Origin of the sequence: Rhodococcus sp. UYP9 (assembly GCF_040547235.1) — a bacterium.
Classification (GTDB): Bacteria; Actinomycetota; Actinomycetes; order Mycobacteriales; family Mycobacteriaceae; genus Rhodococcoides.
In genome coordinates this window covers 220,175-238,588 of record NZ_JBEPPH010000007.1, presented here as the reverse complement: position 1 = coordinate 238,588, position 18,414 = coordinate 220,175, and the positions used below count along the sequence as shown (strand labels likewise).

The following is an 18,414-nucleotide window of genomic DNA, read 5'->3' as shown; positions in this document are numbered from 1 at the left end:
ACCGGCCCACCAGAAAACTCACCAACCTCATCGACGATCGACTCATCGTCCAGAACGATCCACGACACCCCACCGCCCGCCTGGCTCAAACCCGATACATGCTCGACCGCGGTAATCCCCACCACAGCACCAGAATCGGACAACATATGAGCAATACGATCCACCGGATACGACGGATCCACCGGCAAAAACGCACCCCCAGCCTTCGCTACCGCCCACACCGCAACCACCGACTCCACCGAACGCCGCAACCCCAACGCCACAAACGAACCCACACCCACACCACGACCGATCAACAACCGCGCCAACCGCGAAGACCGAACATCCAACTCCCCATACGACACCGACACACCACACACCAACGCCACACCATCCACACCCGCAACATCTACCGCAGAAACCAAAATCTCCGGCAACAACCGACCCACCACCGACACACCACCACGCACCGGCACCAACAACTCACGCTCGGACACCGACAACACGTCTATGTCGTCAGTGAAGACTCGTGGATTCTGAGAGACAACGCGGAGGATCTTGATCAGCCGAGCGAGATGACCACGAAGCGCCTCTTCATCGAGAACTGTTGCTTCACAATCGAAGCGGATCGAAATGCCCTGGGGAGCGCCTAGCGCGTCGAACGTTTCGTCGACCGACACCACCAGTTCGGCATCGGTGTCGACTGAGGGTGTCGCTTCGGTATCGAACGCCAGCACGACGCGGTAAAGATCCTCGCGTGAGAGTTCCTCGAAGACGTCGGCAATCAACACGTCCGCGTGAGCGAGAGCAGCGGTATCGCTATCTTGCGCACGAGAGGCCAATTCGGCGAACGGTTCTCCGCGCACGACCGAGGTTCGAAACACGATTGTGTTGCCGTCGGTGAACGGTGTCCGGGCGCCGATCGCGATGTCGGTCTCCCCCGAGAGGCGGGCCAACAGTGCGACAAGAGCCGCGTGAACCGTGATGAGAAGACTGGACCCCTTCTTTGCCGCATCGGAAGTGAGTCGTCGGTGGACTCCGGGGTCCACGGTGTCCGCGACTGCAAGTCTCGGCTGCGGATGAACCTCGGAAGGTGCGACCTGCGTGGACGTCCCCAGGCCGACTCCGACCGGTGCGTCGGCGAGCGTTGCCGACCAGTAAGCCAATTGTTGTTGCTCGAGTCTGCGGCGGCGGCCGACAGCCGCGCTCTCGACATGCACATCGTCGACCAGATCCAGCGGGTTCGCGTCGACGAACGCGGACAGAATGTCGATGAATCCACGATGATGACGCGCAAGATCCGCATCGATGTATCTGTTCGGATTTCCGCGGAAGTCGATGAATGTTCTTGCTGGAGAGCCGCTTTGGTAAATATTGACCAAAAGGTCGTCGACCGGGCCGGAGGTAACGATGTTGAATTCACCGGCGATGGGCCCGAGATGGATTTCCTGATGAAAGAGCATCACGTTGACCATGGGCGCAAGTAGGCCGCTATCGAGACCCTTGGCGGTCAGGTCGCGTCGGATGTCCTCGATGCTGAATCGCTGATGCCGTAGCGCTCCCATGAGTTCGAGTTGGACATGCTGTACCAAGTCGCCGATGCTGCCGGCCGGAGAGACCCTGATGGGCAGCGGAGCGACGTTGACGAGCATTCCGCCGGAGCGACGTAGAACTGCGGTCGTTCTCGCGGACACTGGAATGTTCACCAGGACGTCTTCGCGCCCTGTCATGCGTGAGAGGTAGCACGCGAAAGCTGCGATCACTACGGCGGCTGCCGTTGCGCTCTTGGTTGCGTCCGACTTCTCGAGATTATCCACGACGTGCTCGTCGAGGGCCGCGCTTTCGAGCTTGCTCGCGGCCACTGTGGCGCCATCGGAGTTCGCGAGTGTGGCGCCACCCTGCACGTCACGAACGTGGTCGGCCCAGTACTCGCGGTCGGTTTCGAACCGCCCAGAATGTCGGTACTCCTGATCGAGTGAGTACAGCTTCTTCAGATCCGCTGCACTCGCCGGCTTCGGATCCTTTCCTTCGAGCTCGGCTGTATAGAGCTCGGCGGTGCGATTGACCATGGTCATCGCGCCGTAGCCGTCGAGCGCGACGTGATGGATTTTGCTGTACCACAGGAAACGACTGTCCTCGACTTGCAGAATCCACACCGTGACCAGCCGATCGCGGGTCAGATCGACTGGTGCCGTGTAATTTTCGTCGATCCATGCCTTTGCAGCGGCCATGGGGTCCGGTTCGCTACGTAAGTCCAGAAAATCGACGTTGTCGTCTATTCCGTGATCGACGATCTGGTTCGGTTCCCCGTCGATCTCGGACAGGCGAAGAAAGGCAGATTGGAATTCGTGCCCGGCGGTACGTGAAGCCTTTCTCAGTAGCTCGAGATCGAGGTCACCTCGTAGGTCCACGTACTGCGCGATGCAGACCGGGACCTGAGGCGCCAGTTGCTGCGCAAACCACATTCCACGCTGCGCCGAGGAAAGCGGAAATCCGGCTGTCTCGTCACCACTTCGAGGAAGGGAGCTGTGCGAATCCCCCGAGATCACGGCTCGCATTCATTCGCCTTTCTGACGCGGGAACGTCGTCGAACTGATCGTCGGCTTCGACACCGGTCGTCGATACGATGCGCGAGCAGGATCGATCAATGTGTTCACTGTCCGTTCTGATCGGGTGCAGCTGTGTAGGCCAGTACTGAGCAAGCGGGTTCTCGGCGCGGGTACGCGCTCGAGCAACTCAGGTTGATTCGAAGCGGACCACATCATGGATTGGAACTGTGCGCGGATTCAGAAACATGCTTGCAGTCTGTTTCCGATGTCGTGCAGTGCCGCGAGTCGGCTATCCATACACTTCGTGCCCTCTACGGCAAGACTCATCACCGGCGCCCCCTCTCATGTGCGTACACCACCGAACGTTCAGGGCCCCGGTCTTCCTGGCGAACGGTTGCGATATGCGTGCTGCATATCGCGCTCATGACAATTTCGACCTACCAACACACAATAGTCAGCCGCCATTGCTTTAGCGGACTATTAGTTGAGAATCGAGAACAACTCCCGGTCCGTTACATCTTCGGCGAATCCGAGGTGAATCGCGTCAATTGTCCTGTTCCATGGCGACTGATATCAGGATGCGAATATGTTGGCGGCTCATTTACGAACTTCCGAGACGCTTTCTTCGCCGATAACAGACTCTTTGCCCGTTGTTCGCGAGCGCATTACTGCGAACAATAGAAACAGTCCCGCGCTGACGCACAGGAGCCGTTCGGGCCATACACCCAGATCTGTCGCGACTGTCGTTCCGCTGTGTAGGCCGATCTCTGCGACGAGAGCGTCGGCGACGAACAAGGGGGTCTGGTCGACGATTGCCCCGTCGGGCGAAACAATTGCACTAACCCCGCTCGTTGCGGCGACAACAACAGATCGCCCATGCTCGACAGCACGAATTCTCGACATCGCCAACTGTTGATACGTCATCTCGGTATCACCGAAGGTGGCATTGTTGGTCGGGATCGCGATGAATTCTGCGCCGGATCGGACAGATTCGGTCAATGCTCGGTCGAACGCGACTTCATAGCACGTCGCGATACCGGCAGCGATACCAGCAGCGTGAACGACGCCGTTTCCGCTACCTGGGATGAAGTAGCCTGCTTTGTCGGCGTACTCCGAGAACATTCGAAAGAAGCTTCGGTAGGGTAAGTATTCACCGAACGGTTGAATTATCTTCTTGTCGTGACGTTCGCCGGGCCCCTCGGCACCATCCCATGCGATAACCGAATTCGTGGTCGTGCGATCGTCGTTGACCAAGACCGTACCGACAAGAATTGGTGCCCCGACGGCCTCGGATGCCGCGGTGATTTCCATAGCCGCGTCCGCGTTTCGCAAGGGGTCGATATCCGAAGCGTTCTCGGGCCATACGACCAGATCCGGTCGATCCACGCGCCCAGCCGATACTTCGTCGGCCAACGCGAATGTTTCACGGACGTGATTGTCCAAGACCGCCCGGCGCTGAGAGTTGAAATCCAGACCCAGCCGAGGCACGCTCCCCTGTATTGCGGCCACGGTGATGGTGCGCTCTCCTGCCTCCGGTTCATTGCTCACCAACGTCGGAAGAAGCGCAACTGCGACAATGGATGCTGCACTCGTCGCCGCGACCGAGACGATCAGCATGCCTCGGATGGGACGTCTCTTTCTCGCCGCGAGAGTACAAGCGATCGCAGCAAGTCCAGTGCCGGTCAGCGCAACGCCGAAGCTCAGCAGCGGAGCCCCGCCGATGCTCGCGAGGGGCAGCAACCAACTGTCGGGTTGGCCGAACGATAGTCGGCCCCAAGGGAATCCACCGAACGGAAAACTCGACCTTGCCCACTCGACGAGACTCCACACTGCAGCCGTGGAGACGGGCCACCAGCGGTTTCGGGAGACAACGACAGCTAGTACGCCGAAGAGACCGATGAACAAAGATTCTGCTGCAGCGAGTGCGAGCCACGGCAGCGGACCGACGTAGACACCGATCCAAGGGAGCAGGGGAACGAAGAACCCCAGTCCTGCGAGGAATCCATAGCCGAAACCGCTCTTCTTCGAGACCGACTCGGTAGTTCCGAAACGCCGTAGGACGAGGACGAGAAGCGCCACCCCGACTGCGGCGAGGAACCAAAGGTGGCGGGGAGGGAAGCTCAGGAACAGCAGGAGGCCGGACGCCACAGCGGACAAGACCGACACACCAGTGCGGACCACCTGCGCTCGTGCGACCCCCACCCCTTCAAGCGCCATGAATTGTCCGCCCACGATGAACGGTGCGAAGACAGGTCGGGGACGGCGAGCCAGGCTCGAGCGACGGCAGGGCAGGAACACCGGCCCGCGGGTCGGTCGACCAACGCGCAACACTGTCCTTGGGTGCCCTGACCACGAGGTCGGTTGCGTCCCAGATCGCGTAGCTTGCCGGAGCGCCCGGCGTCAGGGTGCCGGCAAGGCCGTCCCGCACGCCGCCGGCGCGCCACGCACCGCGCGTGGCGGAGGCGAACGCCGCTCGAGGCGAGATTGCACTCCCCTCGGTTCGGTGATTGACCGCTGCGCGCAGCATCCTCCATGGATCGAGCCCGGTGACGGGCGCGTCGGAGCTGAACGCGAGGGAGACGCCAGAGGACGCCAGTTGTGCGAGCGGGTTCAACGTCCGCGCACGATCGATACCTAATCGACGCGCATACATTCCCTCGTCGCCACCCCACAAGTCATCGAACATCGGCTGCATACTTGCGATGACTCCCCAGGATGCCAACTTCGCTGCTTGTTCGCCGGACACCATCTCCACGTGTTCGACGCGATGTCCGAGGGCAGCAAGGGCGGGGCCACCGATGGCGGCCGCCACGCGGGAAAACCCCTGTACGACGGCGGATACAGCAGCATCGCCGATTGCATGGAAGCCCGCTTGGATCCCGGCTTCGGTGCAGGAAGCCACATGCGTGGCAATCGCGTCGACGTCCAGGAACGAGAGTCCTGTGCCGGGCCCGTCGTCGTAGGGCGAACTGAGCCACGCTGTATGTGAGCCGATCGAGCCGTCGACGAACAGATCGCCGCCGAGCGCATATGCACCTGTCTCTCGAGCGAGCGTGCGCGCATGATCTGCGCTGGTCACCGTCTCACCCCAGTATCCGCGTACTTCGACCCCGTGGTCTGTCGCGAGCAGTTCCTGGAAATCGTCACGGCCGGAGATATCCGGACCGCCACATTCGTGCACAGCGCAGATGCCCTGCGATGCGGCGTTGTCGAGAGCCAACGTTCTCGCGGCCGCTCGAGCGGCTGGAGTCAAAAGTTTCAGTGCGGCGCGACGAACGGAGTGATGAGCGTCGCCGGTAAGTGCGTGCTCGGGATGAAACCCCGCGAGGGCGTTCAGCGCGCCACTGGCGGCGCGGAGAACCGTCGAACTTGCGGCGCTGTGGCCGTCCACTCGAACGAGATAGATCGGCCTGCCGGGCGCGGCTTCGTCCAGGTCCGAGGTCGAGAGCACACCAGGCTCGTCCCATGCCGTGTCGTCCCAGCCGTTCCCCCAGATCAACGGATCGGAGCTTTTCAGCGCGTAGCGGCGTATCGCCTGCACACACTCTCCGCGCGAGCGGCACGCACTCAGATCGAGCGCACCGAGAGCAAGACCGTACGCGGTGGTGTGGACGTGTGTGTCGACGAATGCGGGGGCTACGAACGCGCCGGCAAGGTCGATTTCTTGGGCGCCGGGGTGCAACGCGCGGCCGGTTCGATCCTCACCTGTCCAGGTCACGATTCCGTCGGTAATTGCCATAGCGCTCGCGTCGGGAGCCGTCGGACTGTAGATCCGTCCACCGAGAAGCAGTTGGGTACTCACGATGGTTCAGTGTGCCCTCAGCGAACCGGCTTCTGGAAATCCTGACCGTCGATCTCGATTATCCGTCCCTCGAGCACTGTGCCAGAGGGCGGTCCGCCATAGGTGGTCCGGGTGGACGCGTCGGACACGACCTCGCCGTCGATGACGGTAGGCCGCATCCTGCCTGCGGCTGTCGCTACCGTCGGCATCCACCTGGCGGCCGCCAGCATCACCAGTGGACGTAGCGCCCAACGCGTGGGGGGAAGAAGAAGCAAGATGCCGAACGCAGTGGTGACCAGGCCTGGAACGAACATCGCGACCGAACCTATAGCGAACAGCACACCGTCGGCGACCGCTCCACCAGGGGATCGTTCACCGCGACTGGCGCTGCGGAGGCCTTCCATGACGCGACGTCCCTGACCGCGGACGAGTATCAACCCGGCCGCGGAACCTGCGATGAGGAGCAGCACTGTCCAGAGCACGCCGATGGCGCTACCGACCGCCACCAGCGCGGCCACCTCGACGATGACATAGAGGGCAAAGAGCGCAATCACGTGTTCGTTCCTTTCGTCGCCTGTACTGACAACGGACAGCCACGTTGTATTTCTCCCTGAATCCGTCATCGTTTCGATAACGATTCACAACCGGGGACGCACGACACCCGTTTCGTATGCCAGGACCACCGCTTGAACTCGATCGCGAAGACCGAGTTTCGTCAGTATCCGACCGATGTGGGTCTTCACCGTGGCTTCGGACAACACCAACTTACCGGCGATCTCGGCGTTGGACAGTCCGGTTGCGAGCAAGCCGAGCACTTCCCGTTCACGGTCGGTCAGAGCGTCGAGCACCACCGGGTCCTGTGCAAGGGGTGCGTCCTCGGCGATGAAACGTGACAGGAGACGCCGCGTCACTTTCGGTGAGACGACCGCGTCACCTGCCGCGACGCTGCGGATCGCGGATATCAAATCCTCAGGCGGGGTGTCCTTGAGCAGAAAACCACTGGCCCCTGCCCGCAGTGCTCCCAGGACATGCTCGTCGAGATCGAACGTCGTCATGACGAGTACTCGGGAGATCGACTCGGATTCGGCGATCATCGAGGTAGCTCGCACACCGTCGATTCCTGGCATTCGAACATCCATCAGTACGACATCCGGGCGGTGCTCGTGGACAGCGCGCACTGCTGCCGATCCGTCTGCGGCCTCCGCGACGACGGTGATGTCTTCCTGCGCGTCGAGGACCATAGTCAGGCCCATCCGCATCAATTCTTGGTCGTCGACGATGAGAACTGTAATCGGCACGGTCCCAACCTAACGTCATTCGAGCGGCAACTCAGCGCGTACTCGCCACCTGCCGTCCGCCGTTCGGCCGGCTTCCAGTGCACCCTGCAGGACGGCAACACGCTCACGCATGCCGAGCAGGCCGTTCCCTGTCCCCTCGACGGCACTGGTTCCTGATCCGGCACCGTTGACGATCTCGACGAGGATGTCTTCCTCGCGGCGCACGACTGCTACCCGTGCCCGCGGCGCGTGGCCCCCGTGGCGCAGAACGTTGGTGAGAGATTCCTGAACGAGGCGGTGGATACCCAAACTGATCGCGGGACTGATGTCGTCCAGATTCCCGGTTTGTTCGAGTTCTACGTTCAATCCGGCTCGCGACATCATGTCGACCACTTTGGCCAGCCCCGCAGTCCCGTACATGGGCATGTCCTCGGAATAGGGAGTGGTTCGGAGCAGTGCGACCGTGCGCCGTAGTTCCGCGAGCGCCTGCCTGCCGGTAGCAGAGATGTTCGCGACTGCTTCTTCTGCTCGATCCGGATCCCGCCGGATCGCATACGACGCCCCGTCGGCCTGAACGATCATCACGCTGACACCGTGTGCGATGACGTCGTGCAACTCCCGAGCGATGCGGGTGCGCTCGTGTGCAACGGCTTCCTCGGCGCGCCTGTCCCGATCATAGTCGGCGACAAGCAGTTTCGCCTCGACTGCCTCGTCGTACGCACGGCGAGCTCCGAGGAACTCGGCAGCGATCCAGGCGAATCCGTACAGCAGAACAGTGAACAGCATCGAAAGAACCGCATCGTCGTCCAGCGCCCATACCGCCAGACCTCCATCGAGCAGTACCCCGCCCAGATAGATCAGCCCTTCTCGGCGGCCCACGTACGCGATAAGTGTGTAGAGCATGATCGGCAAGGCCAGTGCAGCAGGATGAATGTCGGTTTGCTCCCCGACGGCAAGTCCGCCGAGCGTGATGAGCAGCGAACCTGCCAGCACCGCCCACGCCACGGTCCGCGGGTGCCGTCGTCGCCATGCGATCGGAGCACTCAACGCCGCCGCCCCGACGACGAACAACATCGGGCTTCTCATGTCGACGTTGCTGAAAAATGACACAACCTCGAAGGAGAACAGAGTGCCCGCTAGCAGCATGTCGGCGATGAAGGGCTTCCCCCTGAGCCACAAGCTGAATCTACGCATGTGATTGAGTTTGCCGCATGACTGCCGCCGACTGGGGATTGTTGATGGTCGCAGCGACAGCGGCAGGTTGGGTCGACGCCGTAGTCGGTGGTGGTGGTCTCATTCTCCTACCCGCTATCTTGCTCGTCGCGCCACAGCTGGCCCCACAGGCGGCGCTCGCCACGAACAAGATGACTGCCGTGTTCGGTACTTTCGCAGCCGTAGTCACCTTCTCCCGTCGAATCGCACTCGACTGGCGAATGCTCGTTCCCGCCGGAGCCCTCGCAGCCGTCGCGTCGGCGGCAGGTGCCGCGGCGGTGTCCTTGATCGACCGCGAGTTGTTCATCCCGATCATCATGGTCGTACTGATCGCGGTCGCGGCCCTGGTGACCGCTCGACCCACGATCGGCTCGGCTGCAGGCTCACACGCCCCGAGCAAGCGGAAGACGCTGACCGTCGTCTTCCTCGCAGCCGGCGGATTCGGGTTCTACGACGGCATACTCGGGCCAGGCACCGGGACGTTCTTCATCATCGCCTTTGCGACGTTGCTCGGAACCGAGTTCGTGCGCAGTGCAGCAATGGCGAAGGTGCTCAATCTCGGCTCCAATCTCGGCGCACTGGCGTTCTTCGCCGTCACCGGTCACGTGCTCTGGCAGCTGGGAGCAGCGATGGCTGTCTGTAATGTGATCGGCGCAGTATCGGGCTCACGCATAGCGCTCGCTCGTGGTTCCGGATTCGTGCGAGTGGTGTTGCTGGTGGTCGTGTTCGGGATGGTCATCCGACTCGGATGGCAACAGTTCGGCTAACCTCGATTCCTGTGACCCAGCAGCGGCAAAGACTTGTGGACCCGGACTTTCTCGAGCTCCCCCTGCGCGAACTTGCCGCGGCAGTACTCGATACCGCGCGGCGAGCGGGTGCCGTCCACGCCGATCTTCGCGTGCACCGGCTGACCACGCAGTCTCTCAATCTTCGCGACGGTGCGGTTCAATCCGCGGTCGACGGCTCCGAGATCGGTCTGGCAGTTCGCGTGGTGATCGACGGTACCTGGGGATTCGCCTCGCACAGCGACTTGTCCGTTGCCGCTGCTGTACGGACGACCAAGACGGCCGTCGACGTCGCCACTGCTCTGCGCGTCCTCAATCGTGAGCACGTCGAGTTGGCAGGCGAACCGATCTATGCGGACGCAACCTGGGTGTCGGACTACGAGGTGGATCCCTTCGACATCGCTACCCGTGACAAAGTCGAGCTCCTTGCCGAATACTCGACGCGACTGGCAGCGTCCGACGGCGTCGACCATGTGACGGCTTCGGTTCAACAGGTCAAAGAACAGACGTTCTACGCGGACTCGGCGGGCAGCTCGATCACCCAGCAACGCGTTCGACTGCATCCACAGTTCGAGGCGACCACGGTCGACTCCGACGCCGGTGCCTTCGAGACGATGCGGACTCTTGCGCCACCGGTCAGTCGTGGGTGGGAGTACCTGGCTGCGGACAGCACGTGGGACTGGGCCGACGAGCTCGCGCGCATACCCGACTGGCTCGGTGAGAAAGTGAAGTCCCCCTCGGTAGTAGCCGGTCCGACGGACCTCGTGATCGACCCGACCAACCTGTGGCTCACGATCCACGAATCGATCGGCCACGCTACGGAATACGACCGCGCCATCGGATACGAGGCAGCCTACGCCGGTACATCTTTCGCGACGCCGGACAAACTCGGCACACTGAAGTACGGCAGCGAATCCATGCATGTAACAGCCGACCGCACCGAAGTTCACGGGCTGGCAAGCACGGGTTACGACGACGAAGGTGTCGCCGCCCAGAAATGGGACCTGGTGCGCGACGGCGTACTGGTGGGGTACCAATTGGATCGCGTATTCGCACCACGACTCGGGCTTTCGAGGTCCAACGGGTGCTCGTACGCCGACTCCGCACACCACGTTCCGATTCAGCGCATGGCCAACGTCTCCTTGCAACCCGACCCGAATGTCGATCGCAGCATCGACGACCTGGTGGCGGCAGTCGAGGACGGACTCTATGTCGTCGGCGACAAGTCATGGTCGATCGACATGCAGCGGTACAACTTTCAGTTCACCGGTCAGCGGTTCTTCCGTATTCGACATGGACGACTCGTAGGCCAAGTACGCGATGTCGCCTATCAAGCGACCACCACCGACTTCTGGGGCTCGATGGACCTGCTGGGTGGTGAGTCGACCAGGCGGCTCGGTGGCGCATTCAATTGCGGCAAAGCGCAACCCGGTCAAGTTGCTGCGGTCAGCCATGGCTGTCCGGCAGCTCTCTTCCGAGGCGTCAATGTACTCAACACCCGATCGGAGGGGGTCCGATGATTCGAGCTCAGGACGTCGTCGAGCAGGTTCTACGTGCCGCCACAGTCGACGAGACCCTGGTGATCGTCACCGACTCAAGTGAGTCCTCACTCCGATGGGCCAACAATTCGATGACCACAAACGGCGTCGGAGTGTCCAGACGATGGACGGTCGTCTCCATCGTTCGCGGGGACGATGGCACGCGGGTTTCCACGTCTTCGTCCAGCAGCGTCGACCCGAAAGACATAGTAGTGACGGTCCGCGCCTCCGAAAATGCCGCTCGCACAGCTGAATCGGCCGAGGATGCAATGCCCCTCGTCGAGGGGGGCGCGGCGGCACCGGATTGGGATGCCGATCCCGCGCGGACCGACATCGGGGTGTTCGAGTCCCTCACCGGTCCCCTGTCGACCGGTTTCGACGGGCAGGACCAGCTCTACGGTTTCGCCCACCACCAGATCGAAACGGTGTGGCTCGGGTCGTCGACGGGCATCAGACGGCGATACACGCAGCCGACGGGATCGATCGAGATCAACGGAAAGCGTTCGGACGCCAGCGCGTGGGTCGGCGCGAGCACGAAGTACTTCGACGACGTATCGATCGAAAAGCTGCTCGAGAACCTGTCCACCAGGCTCGACTGGTCCAAGAACCGAATCGATCTACCCGCAGGTCGGTACGAGACTCTACTGCCGCCGTCCGCGGTTGCCGACATGATGATCTATCTGATGTGGTCCATGGAGGGACGTGGCGCACAGGAAGGACACACGGCGCTTTCTCGGGCGGGCGGAACTCGCCTAGGTGAGAAGCTGGGCCGGTTGCCGCTGACGTTGTTCTCGGACCCTCGGCAGGAGGGGCTCGAGTACTCGCCGTTCGTCGCAACGGGCTCTTCGAACGACTCGGTATCACTGTTCGACAACGGTGTGTCCACCTCGCGCGTCGAGTGGATCCGAAACGGAACGATCAACGCACTCACCTACCCGCGCTTTCTCGCGGAGAGATACGACACCGAGCTCACCGTCCCGGGCGACAACCTCGCCCTTACCGGTGGGTCGGACACCACCCTCGAAGAGATGGTCGCGCGAACTGAACGTGGATTGCTGCTGAGCACCCTCTGGTACATCCGCGAGGTGGACCCTGCAACTCTACTTCTGACGGGTTTGACTCGCGACGGCGTCTACCTGGTCGAAAACGGCAAGGTTGTCGGAGCGGTCAACAACTTCCGCTTCAACGAAAGCCCACTGGACCTGTTGCGCCGGGCCACGGAGGCCGGGGCAACGGAGAAAACGCTGCCCCGGGAATGGAAAGACTGGTTCACGCGAACGGCTATGCCGCCGTTGCGGATTCCGGATTTCCACATGTCCTCGGTGAGTGAAGCGCAGTAGCTACTCGCTGGGACCCGCGATTTCCAGGGCAATATTATCGGGGTCGCGGAACTCGAGAATCGACAAGCCAGGGCCACCGCTCTTGATCGGCTCGTGTGCGATGCCGAGCTTGTCCAGCGTCGCCACTGCGTCCTGCAAGTCCTGGTGCTTGTCGACACTGAAGGCCAGATGATCGAGTCCCGTTCGATTTTCGTCGAAGGAATCCCCCTCGGGTGCGACCGGGCGCAAGCCGAACAATCCGCCGGGAAACTTGTAGATCACTCCGCCGAAGAGAAACCACAGAGACTTCTTTGTTTCCTCGTCTGCATTGGGATCGAAGGCGAAAGCAACTTCGAAGCCGAACACCTCGTCGTAGAACTTGCGCGACACAGCGATGTCGCTGACCGTGAGGCGAACATGGTTGTAGTCGGATACTGAGATCGGCATTGTGAAATCTCCGTTCTGGCGACTCAACTCGTCACCGATTGTCGAGCACTCGTACAAACATTCGGAACTGGCGCCGCACACGATTGCCGGATGAGCAAAATCCGTATCGACCAGCGCACGACCGAAGGCGAAAGCATCGGTGGCTGCTGTGTTCGTCGACTATGCCGGCACGATCGAGATGCCGACCGTGCCGGATTTTCCTCGACGAAGCGAGCTTCCCTTCACCGTGAGCCAACCGAGAATGCCGTACTTGGACGATATTGCCGAGCGCGCCTTCTCGGTACCCGCGGCGTCCAGAACCTCGGCAACACCGTCGACTGCGTCGCCTTCGACCTTGCCCCGGGCCGAACACGGGGCGATGGTGACCGAGGGATTGCGCTTGATGCGCTTGACCTTCCACGAGTCGGTCGTCGTCCACACGAGCAGGCGATCGCCGTCGCGAGCACCCCACAACGGCGTCGCGACGGGAGTCCCGTCCTTCTTGAAGGTGGTCAGTGACACGTATTTTCCGTCGGCGATGTTCGCAAAGGTGGTCATGCCGATAAAGGGTACGGCTACTCCCCTTCCAGGTCGCCTTCGGTTTCGAGGTACACCTGGCGTAGACCGTCGAGGATTGCGGCGTCTGGCTCGGCCCACATCTTTCGTTCCGCTGCTTCGAGCAACCGCTCGGCGATCCCGTGCAGTGCCCACGGATTGGACTGCTGCATGAACTTCTGATTCTGCTCGTCCAGGACGTACGTCTCGGCCAGCTTTTCGTACATCCAGTCGGCGACGACATCTGTGGTGGCGTCGTACCCGAACAAGTAGTCGACCGTGGCCGCCATCTCGAACGCGCCCTTGTAGCCGTGTCTGCGCATCGCTTCGAGCCAGCGAGGATTGATCACCCGCGCGCGGAACACGCGGGCGGTCTCCTCGGACAGCGTTCTGGTCCGCACGGATTCCGGCCTCGTACTGTCACCGATGTACGCCTCGGGAGACTTACCCGTCAGGGCACGAACAGTTGCGACCATGCCGCCGTGATACTGGAAGTAGTCGTCCGAATCGGCGATGTCGTGCTCACGAGTATCGGTGTTCTTGGCGGCAACAGCGATGCGGCGGTACGCACTGCGCATATCGCCGGCAGCGGGTACTCCGTCGAGACCTCGCCCGTATGCGAAACCGCCCCACGTTGTGTAGACCTGCGCCAGATCCTCGTCGCTACGCCAGGTCTTGCTGTCGATCAGTTGCAGCAGCCCAGCGCCGTACGTTCCAGGCTTCGAGCCGAAGATACGGGTCGTCGAGCGACGCTCATCGCCATGCTCGGCGAGATCTGCCTGAGCGTGCGCGCGAACGTAGTTCTGATCGGCCGGTTCGTCCAATGCCGCAACGAGGCGCACCGCGTCGTCGAGCATCGCCAGCACGTGGGGAAAGGCGTCACGGAAGAAACCACTGATTCGCACCGTGACGTCGATACGTGGGCGTCCCAGTTCGGCCAGCTCGATGACCTCGAGCTTGGTGACGCGTCTGGAAGCCTCGTCCCACACCGGTGCGACGCCGAGAAGTGCGAAGACCTCTGCGACATCGTCACCCGAGGTCCGCATGGCTGAGGTGCCCCACACCGACAGACCCACGGACTTGGGCCACTCCCCGTGGTCCTTGCGGTAGCGCGCGAGAAGCGACTCGGCCATTGCCTGCCCGGTTTCCCACGCCAGGCGCGACGGCACTGCCTTGGGATCAACCGAGTAGAAGTTCCTGCCGGTGGGCAGAACGTTGATGAGTCCGCGCAGCGGGGACCCGCTCGGGCCGGCAGGAATAAACCCGCCGTCGAGTGCGTGGAGGATTTGATCGATCTCGCGAGAGGTTGCCCGGAGCCGGGGAACCACCTCGGTGGCCGCGAAGCGAAGGATCTCGGCGACGACCGGTCCGTGCTCTCCCGCCACCCGTTCGGCGGCGTCGGGTTCCCACTGCTCCGTCTGCATTTTCGCCACGAGAGCGTGCGCGATCGACTCGATGGCGTCGACTCGTGTTCGCTCCTCGTCCCCGTCTTCGCTCAGTCCCAACGCTTCGCGAAGTCCGGGCACGGTTTGTTCGCCGCCCCACATCTGACGTGCACGCAGCATGGCCAGCACCAACTCCACCTCGGCGTCGCCGACCGGTTCCTGGCCGAGGATGTGCAGACCGTCCCGGATCTGGACGTCCTTGATCTCGCAGAGCCAACCGTCGACGTGCAGCAGCATGTCGTCGAATACTTCTTCGTCGGGACGCTCCTCCAATCCGAGGTCCTGATGCATCTGGGCCGCGGTCATCAACGTCCAGATCTGCTGCCTGATAGCAGGCAGTTTGGCCGGGTCCAAAGCCGAAATGTTGGCGTGCTCGTCGAGCAACTGCTCGAGCCGGGAGATGTCGCCGTAGCTTTCGGCGCGGGCCATCGGCGGGATGAGGTGATCGACCAAGGTGGCGTGGGCACGACGCTTGGCCTGAGTTCCCTCGCCCGGATCGTTGACGAGGAACGGGTAGATCAGCGGCAGGTCGCCGAGCGCGGCATCGGTGCCGCACGAAGCGGACATCCCGAGGGTCTTACCTGGCAGCCACTCGAGGTTGCCGTGCTTTCCGAGGTGGACCATCGCGTCGGCACCGAAGCCGCCGTCCTGCCGTGAGGCCTGGATCCAGCGATACGCCGCGAGATAATGGTGACTGGGAGGCAGATCCGGATCGTGATAGATCGCGACGGGTCGCTCGCCGAATCCGCGAGGCGGCTGAACCATGATGACGACATTGCCGAACTGCATTGCTGCGATGACGATCTCGCCGTCGCGATCACTCGAACGGTCGACGTACAGATCACCGGGAGCCGGTCCCCAATGCTTCTCGACGGCGGACGTCAGATCCTCCGGAAGCTCGGCGAACCACGACCGGTACCGCGCCGCCGAGATGCGGATCGGATTGCCCTCGAGCTGTTCGTCGGTGAGCCAATCCGGGTCCTGTCCACCGCGCGCGATCAGTGCGTGAATGAGTGCGTCGCCATCGCGGGCGGTCAAGCCCGGAACGGCGTCGGGCCCGTCCTCGGGTCCGAGATCGTATCCCGCTGTGCGCATCTCGGTCATGAGCGAAATCGCGCTCGCCGGCGTATCGAGGCCGACGGCATTTCCGATGCGAGCATGTTTGGTCGGGTACGCCGAGAACATCAGGGCAATCCTGCGGTCCGATGCAGGAATATGGCGAAGTCGTGCATGACGCACCGCGATTCCGGCTACCCGAGCGGCACGTTCATGATCGGGTACGTAGGTGGTCAGACCGTCGCCGTCGATCTCTTTGAACGAAAACGGAACCGTGATGAGTCGACCGTCGAACTCGGGAACTGCAACCTGGGTCGCAACGTCGAGCGGCGACATGCCATCGTCGTTCGCGTCCCAGGTGGCCCGACTGCTGGTCAAGCAGAGCCCCTGCAGGATAGGAACGTCCAGTGCGGCTAGTTCGGCAACGTCCCAGGCTTCGTCGTCGCCGCCTGCGGACGCGCCTGCAGGCTTGGTTCCACCCGCGGCCAACACGGTCACGATCATCGCGTCGGCCGACTTCAAAGCGCCCAGTAGTTCCGGTTCCGCGGCGCGCAACGATGCGCAGAAGATCGGCAGCGCCTTTCCACCTTTCGCCTCGACGGCCGCGGCGAGAGCTTCGATGTAGGCAGTGTTTCCGGCCAGGTGCTGCGCTCGGTAGTAGAGGATCGCGATGGTCGGTCCATCTGCATCGGCGGGTGTCACCGAAGATTCCAGCACTCCCCACGTGGGGGTGTGGACGGGCGGAGCAAACCCATGACCGGTGAGCAGAACGGTGTCGGACAGGAAGCCGAAGAGTTCGGCAAGATTCTCCGGGCCACCTTCTGCCAGGTAATTATGAGCCTGAGCTGCGACATTGCCTGGAACGGTCGACAACTCCATCAACTCCGCGTCCGGCGCCTGCTCCCCACCGAGAACAACCACGGGAACGCCCGAGGCGAGTACCGCGTCGACGCCTTCTTCCCAGGACCGCTTCGACCCCAGTATCCGGAGGACGATCACATCGACGCCCTCGGCCAGCCCGGCGACATCGTCGGCGAGCAGGCGGGAGGGGTTTCCCCACTGGTAGTCGGCGCCGCTGGCACGCGCACTGAGCAGGTCGGTGTCCGATGTGGACAGAAGCAGGATCACGGGTACTGCCCTCCTCGGGGTTTTCGCGCCCCGCATTTGTCTTGCGTGTGGGCTCACGGGAGAGGGTCTGGCTTTCACAGTGGCGCGACCGCGCCGGACTTACACCGGCTTCCTCTCGGCCGAAGCCGTTCGAAGGGGATGCTACCGAAGAAACCTTCTGGCTCGTAACATCGGGAAACGCCGACAAGATGCACTTGTAGCCTGGACAGGTGATGTCGAGCGACCCGAGAACGACCCCCGACCGCTGCCCAGGCGCACTGACCTTGCACCAAGCAGCCGATGGCGCTCTGGCCAGGGTGCGGCTGCCCGGCGGAATGGTCAACCCTTCCCACATGCAGGTTCTCGCGAAGGCTGCCGGCGATCTCGGCAACGGGTCGATGCAGCTGACATCCCGCGGCAACATTCAATTCCGCGGGGTTCGGGACAGCACCGAGCTGGCTCGACGGCTCGCGGATGCCGGTATGTTGCCCTCCCCGTCGCACGAGCGTGTGCGCAACATTCTTGCCTCGCCTTTGACTGGTCGGGTCAATGGTGTCACCGATGTCCGAACCTTGATCACCGCACTCGACCGAGCCTTGTGCGCCCGTGCCGAGCTGGCGGATCTTCCCGGCCGCACACTGTTCGCCCTCGACGACGGCCGAGGCGATGTCACCGCTCTAAACCCGGACTTCGGTGTCCAAGCGCTCTCGCCCGAGTTGTTCGCCCTGATCCTCGGTGGCGCTGATACGGGTGTCCGGGTCTACCGCGACAGCGTCGTCGACGTTTTGGTGGACGCCGCCCGAATATTCGTCTCGTTGCGGGGCACGGAGTGGCGACTGACCGAGCTAGCCGACGGACCCGCACGAGTTCTCGCAACGCTGGGCCTCGATTCATCCGGTTACGACCCGACAAGTACGGGCCCACTGGCCACTCGACCGTCCGATACGCCCCCGATCGGGTGGCTGTCGCAGGGCGACGGACTCGTCGCGCTGGGCGGAGTTCTTGCGCTCGGAGTCCTCGACGCACGGCTCGCCGAGTTTCTCGCTGCAATCGGCAAGCCGCTCGTCGTCACGCCGTGGCGCGGGATCGTCGTGTGCGATCTCGACGAGGGCGCTGCCGAACAGGTGGTCCGAGTACTGGCTCCGATGGGCTTGATCTTCGATGCCGACTCACCCTGGGTGAACCTCAGCGCCTGCACCGGCGCACCTGGGTGCGAGAAGTCGAATGCCGACGTGCGGGGGGATCTACGTGACGCCGTGGCCGCCGGCCGAAATCTGGCTGACCAACGCGAACATTGGTCAGGATGCGAGCGTCGATGTGGCAGGCCGAAAGGCGAGATCGTGGACGTCGTCGCCACCGGCGCCGGATACCGGGTGTCATGAGGG

The 18,414-nt window shown here is 62.5% G+C and carries 13 protein-coding genes; 4 read left to right on the top strand and 9 right to left on the bottom strand.

Annotated elements, in window-relative coordinates:
• The 6 genes from ABIB36_RS19295 to ABIB36_RS19270 all read right to left on the bottom strand — a co-directional run.
• On the bottom strand, nucleotides 1-2,537 hold a 2,537-nt coding region (locus tag ABIB36_RS19295; protein ID WP_354562312.1), incomplete at its 3' end, for a condensation domain-containing protein.
• A 588-nt stretch (nucleotides 2,538-3,125) separates the two neighbouring features.
• Complete coding sequence (gene lnt / locus ABIB36_RS19290; protein WP_084348920.1) at nucleotides 3,126-4,745, bottom strand: apolipoprotein N-acyltransferase; 1,620 nt, start codon at nucleotides 4,743-4,745, stop codon at nucleotides 3,126-3,128.
• Nucleotides 4,735-6,330: an amidohydrolase gene (locus tag ABIB36_RS19285; RefSeq protein WP_084348919.1), complete on the bottom strand. Its 1,596-nt coding sequence runs from the start codon at nucleotides 6,328-6,330 to the stop codon at nucleotides 4,735-4,737. Before ABIB36_RS19285 ends, lnt begins: the two co-directional genes overlap by 11 nt.
• Before the next feature lie 17 nt (nucleotides 6,331-6,347).
• Nucleotides 6,348-6,863, bottom strand: coding sequence for an FxsA family protein (locus ABIB36_RS19280; protein WP_354562316.1), 516 nt, complete (start codon nucleotides 6,861-6,863; stop codon nucleotides 6,348-6,350).
• Between the two features lie 84 nt (nucleotides 6,864-6,947).
• Entirely contained in the window at nucleotides 6,948-7,607 is a 660-nt protein-coding gene (locus ABIB36_RS19275; protein WP_084348917.1) for a response regulator, read from the bottom strand.
• 15 nt (nucleotides 7,608-7,622) lie between these two features.
• The gene (locus tag ABIB36_RS19270; RefSeq protein ID WP_084348916.1) at nucleotides 7,623-8,780 is read right to left on the bottom strand and encodes a sensor histidine kinase; all 1,158 of its coding nucleotides are present in this window, start codon (nucleotides 8,778-8,780) and stop codon (nucleotides 7,623-7,625) included.
• Nucleotides 8,781-8,797: 17 nt separating this feature from the next.
• Here ABIB36_RS19270 and ABIB36_RS19265 point away from each other — a divergent pair, with 17 nt between their 5' ends.
• Genes ABIB36_RS19265 through ABIB36_RS19255 form a run of 3 tightly spaced genes read left to right on the top strand, consistent with a single transcriptional unit; the run spans nucleotide 8,798 to nucleotide 12,461 of the window.
• Nucleotides 8,798-9,565, top strand: coding sequence for a TSUP family transporter (locus ABIB36_RS19265; RefSeq protein WP_084348915.1), 768 nt, complete (start codon nucleotides 8,798-8,800; stop codon nucleotides 9,563-9,565).
• Nucleotides 9,547-11,103 (top strand): TldD/PmbA family protein, encoded by a 1,557-nt coding sequence (locus ABIB36_RS19260; protein ID WP_354562320.1) that lies wholly within the window; start codon nucleotides 9,547-9,549, stop codon nucleotides 11,101-11,103. Before ABIB36_RS19265 ends, ABIB36_RS19260 begins: the two co-directional genes overlap by 19 nt.
• A complete protein-coding gene (locus ABIB36_RS19255) occupies nucleotides 11,100-12,461 on the top strand; it encodes a metallopeptidase TldD-related protein (RefSeq protein ID WP_084348913.1) in 1,362 nt (453 codons plus the stop codon). The genes ABIB36_RS19260 and ABIB36_RS19255 overlap by 4 nt, the downstream gene beginning before the upstream one ends.
• Here ABIB36_RS19255 and ABIB36_RS19250 read toward each other — a convergent pair whose 3' ends face one another.
• The 3 genes from ABIB36_RS19250 to cobN form a co-directional block, all read right to left on the bottom strand.
• Nucleotides 12,462-12,887: a VOC family protein gene (locus ABIB36_RS19250; protein WP_084349020.1), complete on the bottom strand. Its 426-nt coding sequence runs from the start codon at nucleotides 12,885-12,887 to the stop codon at nucleotides 12,462-12,464. It abuts the gene before it with no gap.
• Between the two features lie 159 nt (nucleotides 12,888-13,046).
• Complete coding sequence (locus tag ABIB36_RS19245) at nucleotides 13,047-13,424, bottom strand: PPOX class F420-dependent oxidoreductase (RefSeq protein ID WP_354562324.1); 378 nt, start codon at nucleotides 13,422-13,424, stop codon at nucleotides 13,047-13,049.
• A 17-nt stretch (nucleotides 13,425-13,441) separates the two neighbouring features.
• Nucleotides 13,442-17,050: a cobaltochelatase subunit CobN gene (gene cobN, locus ABIB36_RS19240; RefSeq protein WP_354562327.1), complete on the bottom strand. Its 3,609-nt coding sequence runs from the start codon at nucleotides 17,048-17,050 to the stop codon at nucleotides 13,442-13,444.
• A 212-nt stretch (nucleotides 17,051-17,262) separates the two neighbouring features.
• Here cobN and cobG point away from each other — a divergent pair, with 212 nt between their 5' ends.
• Nucleotides 17,263-18,411 carry a precorrin-3B synthase gene (gene cobG, locus ABIB36_RS19235; RefSeq protein WP_354562558.1) on the top strand — a complete coding sequence of 383 codons (1,149 nt, stop codon included), beginning with the start codon at nucleotides 17,263-17,265 and terminating at the stop codon, nucleotides 18,409-18,411.
• The last annotated feature ends 3 nt before the right edge of the window (nucleotides 18,412-18,414 follow it).